General features: G+C 69.9%; 7 protein-coding genes and 1 pseudogene. 3 read left to right on the forward strand and 5 right to left on the reverse strand.

Going from position 1 to position 4963, the window contains the following annotated elements; translation table 11 throughout:
• Nucleotides 1–101, forward strand: a pseudogene (locus ABGB16_RS33110) (IS5/IS1182 family transposase); the annotation flags it as partial.
• Between the two features lie 215 nt (nt 102–316).
• On the opposite strand, the gene ABGB16_RS33115 reads toward ABGB16_RS33110, so the two are convergent.
• Both ABGB16_RS33115 and ABGB16_RS33120 read right to left on the reverse strand, forming a co-directional pair.
• Nucleotides 317–565 (reverse strand): hypothetical protein, encoded by a 249-nt coding sequence (locus ABGB16_RS33115; protein ID WP_347671999.1) that lies wholly within the window; start codon nt 563–565, stop codon nt 317–319.
• Nucleotides 565–804 (reverse strand): hypothetical protein, encoded by a 240-nt coding sequence (locus ABGB16_RS33120; protein WP_347672000.1) that lies wholly within the window; start codon nt 802–804, stop codon nt 565–567. Before ABGB16_RS33120 ends, ABGB16_RS33115 begins: the two co-directional genes overlap by 1 nt.
• 19 nt (nt 805–823) lie before the next feature.
• On the opposite strand from ABGB16_RS33120, the gene ABGB16_RS33125 reads away from it, so the two are divergent.
• Nucleotides 824–1126, forward strand: coding sequence for a Scr1 family TA system antitoxin-like transcriptional regulator (locus ABGB16_RS33125; RefSeq protein ID WP_347672005.1), 303 nt, complete (start codon nt 824–826; stop codon nt 1124–1126).
• 737 nt (nt 1127–1863) lie between these two features.
• Here ABGB16_RS33125 and ABGB16_RS33130 read toward each other — a convergent pair.
• From ABGB16_RS33130 to ABGB16_RS33140, 3 genes are all read right to left on the reverse strand, one after another.
• Nucleotides 1864–3219 (reverse strand): IS4 family transposase, encoded by a 1356-nt coding sequence (locus ABGB16_RS33130; RefSeq protein ID WP_347672001.1) that lies wholly within the window; start codon nt 3217–3219, stop codon nt 1864–1866.
• Between the two features lie 398 nt (nt 3220–3617).
• On the reverse strand, nt 3618–3971 hold the full coding sequence (locus ABGB16_RS33135; RefSeq protein ID WP_347672002.1) for a hypothetical protein: 354 nt from the start codon (nt 3969–3971) through the stop codon (nt 3618–3620).
• Nucleotides 3968–4435 (reverse strand): hypothetical protein, encoded by a 468-nt coding sequence (locus tag ABGB16_RS33140; RefSeq protein ID WP_347672003.1) that lies wholly within the window; start codon nt 4433–4435, stop codon nt 3968–3970. The genes ABGB16_RS33135 and ABGB16_RS33140 overlap by 4 nt, the downstream gene beginning before the upstream one ends.
• 318 nt (nt 4436–4753) lie before the next feature.
• On the opposite strand from ABGB16_RS33140, the gene ABGB16_RS33145 reads away from it, so the two are divergent.
• A partial coding sequence (locus ABGB16_RS33145) for a hypothetical protein (protein ID WP_347672004.1) occupies nt 4754–4963 on the forward strand: 210 nt, incomplete at its 3' end.

Genomic DNA, 4963 nt, shown 5'->3' on the forward strand with positions numbered 1-4963 from the left:
CGTTCTTCGACCTCGCCGACGCAATCATCACTCTACGTAGCCTGATCCGGCAGGCATGGACCCTCTACCGCTGGGACAACCGTCCCACCCGACGCCCATGATCTTGACCTATCTGCGCGACCTCTAAGCTGGTCGCGCTGCGACGCGAGCTGGATCTCGCCTTCCTGCATCCGCAGCCGACGCTCGGCGTCCGCGTCCTGGCATGCGATCCGCTGCTCGGCGAGCAGCCGCTCCCGCTCGGCGGCGGCCAGCTCCCGACCCACCCGCCGGTCCCGCAGGGCCAGTTGGCCCAGGTCCGTGCCGTTGTGCAGCGCCGTCACCGCGCCACCTCCTGCAGCATCCGAGCCGGTGCCGGCACCCGCTCGTCATCGATCAGCGCCCGGCCGGCGCCGAGCAGCTCCCGGGCGATCTCGTCCTCCGCGCACGACTGGTGGCACGCCTGCCCCCGGCCGTCGCGCATCTTCGTGTCGGTGCCGCACACCCGGCAGGGCAGCGACCGGCCGTGCTCGTAGTGGCCCGGCCCGGTCCAGTCCAGGTGCACCCGCACCACCAGCAGGCCGGCCATCAGCACACCTCCCCGCGTGCCAGCCGCTGCGCCCGGACCCGGGCCAGCAGCGCCTTGCCGTACGGGTCGAGGTCGTCCTCGTCGACGTACACCGCCAAGGGGTGCCGGCGGTCATCGACCCACCGGACCAGCCGACTACCACCGGCCACCGCCGCGACCAAGCCGACCGCGACGGCCGGCGAGTAGACCAGGGCCTGCGGCACCCGGTCGGCGTACTCGGCGAGCGAGTTCGTCGTCACCGAGGCGGCCCTGCGGCTGCTGCTCTGCCCGGCCGAGGTTCAGCTCGCCCAGCTCGACCGTCTGCTGGCGCTCGCCGGGATGCCCAACCTCCAGTTCGGGATCATTCCCTTCGGGGTGTACCTGCCGACCGCACCCCAGAACGGCTTCATCCTGTTCGACGACCTGGCCGTCGTGGAGACGTTCATCGGGGAGACGATGCATCACGGTGACGAGGCCGGGGCCTACGCTCACGCGATGGACCGACTTAACGCCGAGGCGGTGTTCGACGAGCCTGCCCGGCAGCTCATCATCCGAGCCATCGAGAGCCTCCGAGGCGTCTGACGCCCAATCGGGCGGGGGCATCTGCGTGGAGGCTACTCGGCAACCTTCGGGCCGCACTCGCTTCCGAAGGACGCCGAGAGATACGGCAGGAACGGCCCCCAGCGGGGGCCGTTTTTGTCCGGATTGCCGTTGGCCGCTTTATCGCTACTGTCCGACGGCCTGGCGCTGCGTACCAGTGAGGCGCTTGATCGCGAGGGAGTTCGGCTGCGGCTTCGTTCGCACCCGCCATCGCACACTCGTACGAATCGTTGAGGACGCAACGCCTCACGGGTGGGTAGTGGTGGCCGCCAGCATGCCCTGAGCAGCGAAAAGACGGATGGCAAGATCGCGAGGACGGCTCGTACCCTCGGAGGCTCGACCGTCGGCCCCTCCGGAGGTGACGCCGCGTATGCCGCCCGTCCCGGTCATCACTCACCGCCAGAGATACGCAAGGCACCCCAGCCGAAATCAGCGCGTTGGCGACCCTCACTTCTCCCGTTGCTACTTCGACGCCGGAGGGGTCCCTAGCGACTCTGACCACGGCTCCGCCCAGTCGGAAGATCGCGTTTGAGCCCATGCGAAGCATCTCCAGCCGGCCGTGTTGAAGGCCGGCAATGCCGACAGCCTCACGGGCGATCCGCATCGCGCGGTCGGCCCCCAGGACCGCCGGGTCGGGAACCACGGTCACACCGGATCGCCTCCCACCCATCAGCCAGAACTAGATCCAACGCCGTTCAGTTAGGGCGGTGGCTGGTTGGTCAAGGCTCATTGGTGATGACGTCGATGCTGGTGGTGGCCTTGTAGGTGCGGCGATCGATGTTCGGTCCGCGGGCCTGGTACTTGGAGTTCGAGCGTTTGATCATGCGGGTTTTGGTGCGGATGCGGCGGTCGGGCAGCAGATCGGCCAGGACACGTTCGCCGATGGCGCCGACCAGGTCGATGACGGTGTCGGCGATGATGCCGGCGGCCAGGGTGATCTGGTCGCGGGCGGCGTGGAGGGCGGTGGTGAAACTGGCCCGGTCCGGGTCGAGGCCGGGTCGGCTGTCGGTGGCGTCGACCATGGCGGTCCGCAGTACCTGGTAGACGATCAGCAGGGCGTAGATCTCCTGGTCGACGCCGTCGGGGGTGCGGGCGCGCAGGACCCGGCCGCCGAGGATGGTGGATTTGAGTTCCAGGTAGGCGGTCTCGATCTCCCATCGCTGGTGGTAGAGGGCGACGAGGTCGGCGGCGGGGTAGCGACGCGGGTCGAGCAGGGTGGTGATGAGCCGGTAGTCGCCGGTGTGGTGGCCGGCGGTGGTGGTGATGCTGATCCGGGCCTCGATCACGCGGACGTGCTGGCCGCCGATGACCGACAGCCAGGAACCGTCGCGGTAACGGCGGATCAGCGGAAGCTTGCGGCCGGTCTTGCAGCGGATCAGCAGGTCCGCTCCGGTCGCGGTGAATGTGGTGATCAGGTCGGCGGCGGCGTAGTTACGGTCGGCCAGGAGCAGCATCCCGGCGCGTAGGCTGCGGGCGAGTCGCTCGGCTTGGACTGTCTCGCCGGTGGTGCTCGGGTCGAACACGGCGTCGAGTATCGAGCGGGTGCCGCAGGCCAGCAGGGCGCTCAGCCGCAGTGTCGGGTAGCCGGAGCCGCCGTTGTTACACCGGTGTTTGACGTAGCGACGCAGGTTGGCCGGCGAGTCCGCTACGGCGATGACGGTGCCGTCGATGACGACCGGCAGCAGGCCACGCCACCACACCGCAGCGACGGCACCGGTGGCCGCTGGGCCTCGTAGCAGGTCGAACAAGGCCCGCAGTGGGGCCGGGCCGAGTCGTTGCCGGGCCTGCCGCAACGCACTGCCGCTGGGATCGGGCACCGGTAGCCCGCGCAGGCCGGCGACGAGTTTCGCCCACACCTGCCGGTAGCCGAGGCCGGCGAACAGACAGCCGGCCAGCAGCAGGTACACCACGACCCGGGCCGGCAACAGGCGGACCCGTCGCTGCGTACGCCGGGTCGCGGCCAGCACCTCATCGACCATCTCGAACGGCACAAGGCGGGTCAACTCACCGAGATGACCCGCCGCGAACGGTCCGGCAGCTACCGAGACCGTCCGTGTTATGGCAATCTGATCCACCGAGCGGGGTTCCTGGTTCGGGTTGTCTTGGAGTGACAAACCTTGATACCGGAACCCCGCTTCTCACTTCCTGATCAACACACCCTTGACCGACCCCGCCCACGCCTAACTGAACGGCGTTGGAACTAGATCCACTTGGCTGAGCGAGCTCGATCTCAGCTGATGTGGTCCCGGCTGGTCTCACGTAGCGCGCTTGACGGTGGTGTCGATCGCGCTGTGGAGGTCAGCCAGGCGGATGGTAACGGTTTCCTCGTTGCTGCCCGGCCTCACCGGCTGGACGCGGGCGGCCTGATCGTGTCGGCGGCGTCCAGGCCGTGCTCGACGTACTCGCGAATCAGGTCGGGCGGTGTGACGCCGCGGCGTTGCGCTTCGGCGAACAGCCGCTCGGTGAGCTGCAGTTAGTCGGTGGCCTTGGGGTGTCCGGTGCCGGCGTGCTTGATCCAGCAGGTGCGGGTGTCGTGGTCGACGAGGTACCAGACGCGGCCGCCGGCGGTGACCTCGTACTGCCACTGTGGCAGCGTCTTGCCGTTGTGCACACCGGCGGCGAGAGAGCCTTTGAGCGGGTGCTGGCGGCTGGTCGGTGGTGCGGGGCAAGGGCTGGCCTCGATGGCGTCGAACGCGGCGCGGGTGTTGGCCGCGGCCTGGCGACACAGCTCTTCCCAGCCCTTGGCCGCGTCGTTGGTGGCGAAGCGCAGGGTGTAGCCGCCGGGGCGCGGTGGCGGCGTGGCCCGGTCGCCGCGCTTGACGCTCACTCGCCGTCCGGGCGCGCGACCAGCCCGAAGTCGTCGGCGCTCGGCGCGGTCAGAACCCGCTGCAGGTCGGGGTCGGCGTGGATTTCGGCGGTGTGCCGCCACTCGGCGAGCAGTTGCGACAGCGCCGCGGTGTTGCCCACCGCGGCGGCGGCCTCGGCGGTGGCGATGAACTCGCCGGCCATCTGCTTGGCGTCGGCGGGCGGGAGGAACCGCACCCATGGCAGCACGGTCGGCAGCGCCTCGCGCACCAGGCCGGGGTCGCGGCGGACCAGGCTGGCCAGCAGCCGGGCAGTCAGGTCCACCACCTCACCTTCGGCCTCGGCCCGGTCGGCGGACATCAGCACCAGGTCAGCGGCGTCACGGCGGCGCAGCCGCACCGCCCGGGCGCGGGCCAGCCGCTCGGCGGTTTCCGCCGGCTGGCGCAGCAGTTCGGAGAACGGCACGGACTCCAACGGCATCGACATGACATCAACACTACTTCAGAGGTAGGCGAGCGCACCAGGAACGTCGCAGGATGTGGCTACGACGGCGCGGTGGCCCGCCCCGTAGGGACGGGGCGGCGGACGCCGGACACTCGACGGCGGCTGCCGGCGCTCGGCGTCCGACACGGCTCGGCGGCGGCCAAAAGTCTGCCTTTTCCTCCAACTTGCTGCGGCGACGCCGCACTGTTCACGACGCCGCCCGGCCGGCGCCCGCGATTCCACGGAATCGCCTCCCCGGCCGGGGGGCGCGTGGCCATCACATTGGTAATGCCTTGGTGTGACCGCCTTCCGTGGTCAGCCGTGGCGGTGTCGCTGGTGGGCCTCGATCTGCCGTCGCAGTTCGCTCATTCGCCGGTTGAGGGCGGCGATCTGGCTGGCGATGCGTGCGGCCCGGGCTCGCAGCTGTTCCAGTTCGGCGTCCAGTCCAGTTCGGCGTCCGGATCGGCGGCCGTCGCGGCGGTGGCCGCGCCGGTGGCCGCCGGTGTGTCCCGGCCGGGCGGACCGCTGCCG

The organism is Micromonospora sp. B11E3 (assembly GCF_039871625.1).
Lineage (GTDB): Bacteria > Actinomycetota > Actinomycetes > Mycobacteriales > Micromonosporaceae > Micromonospora.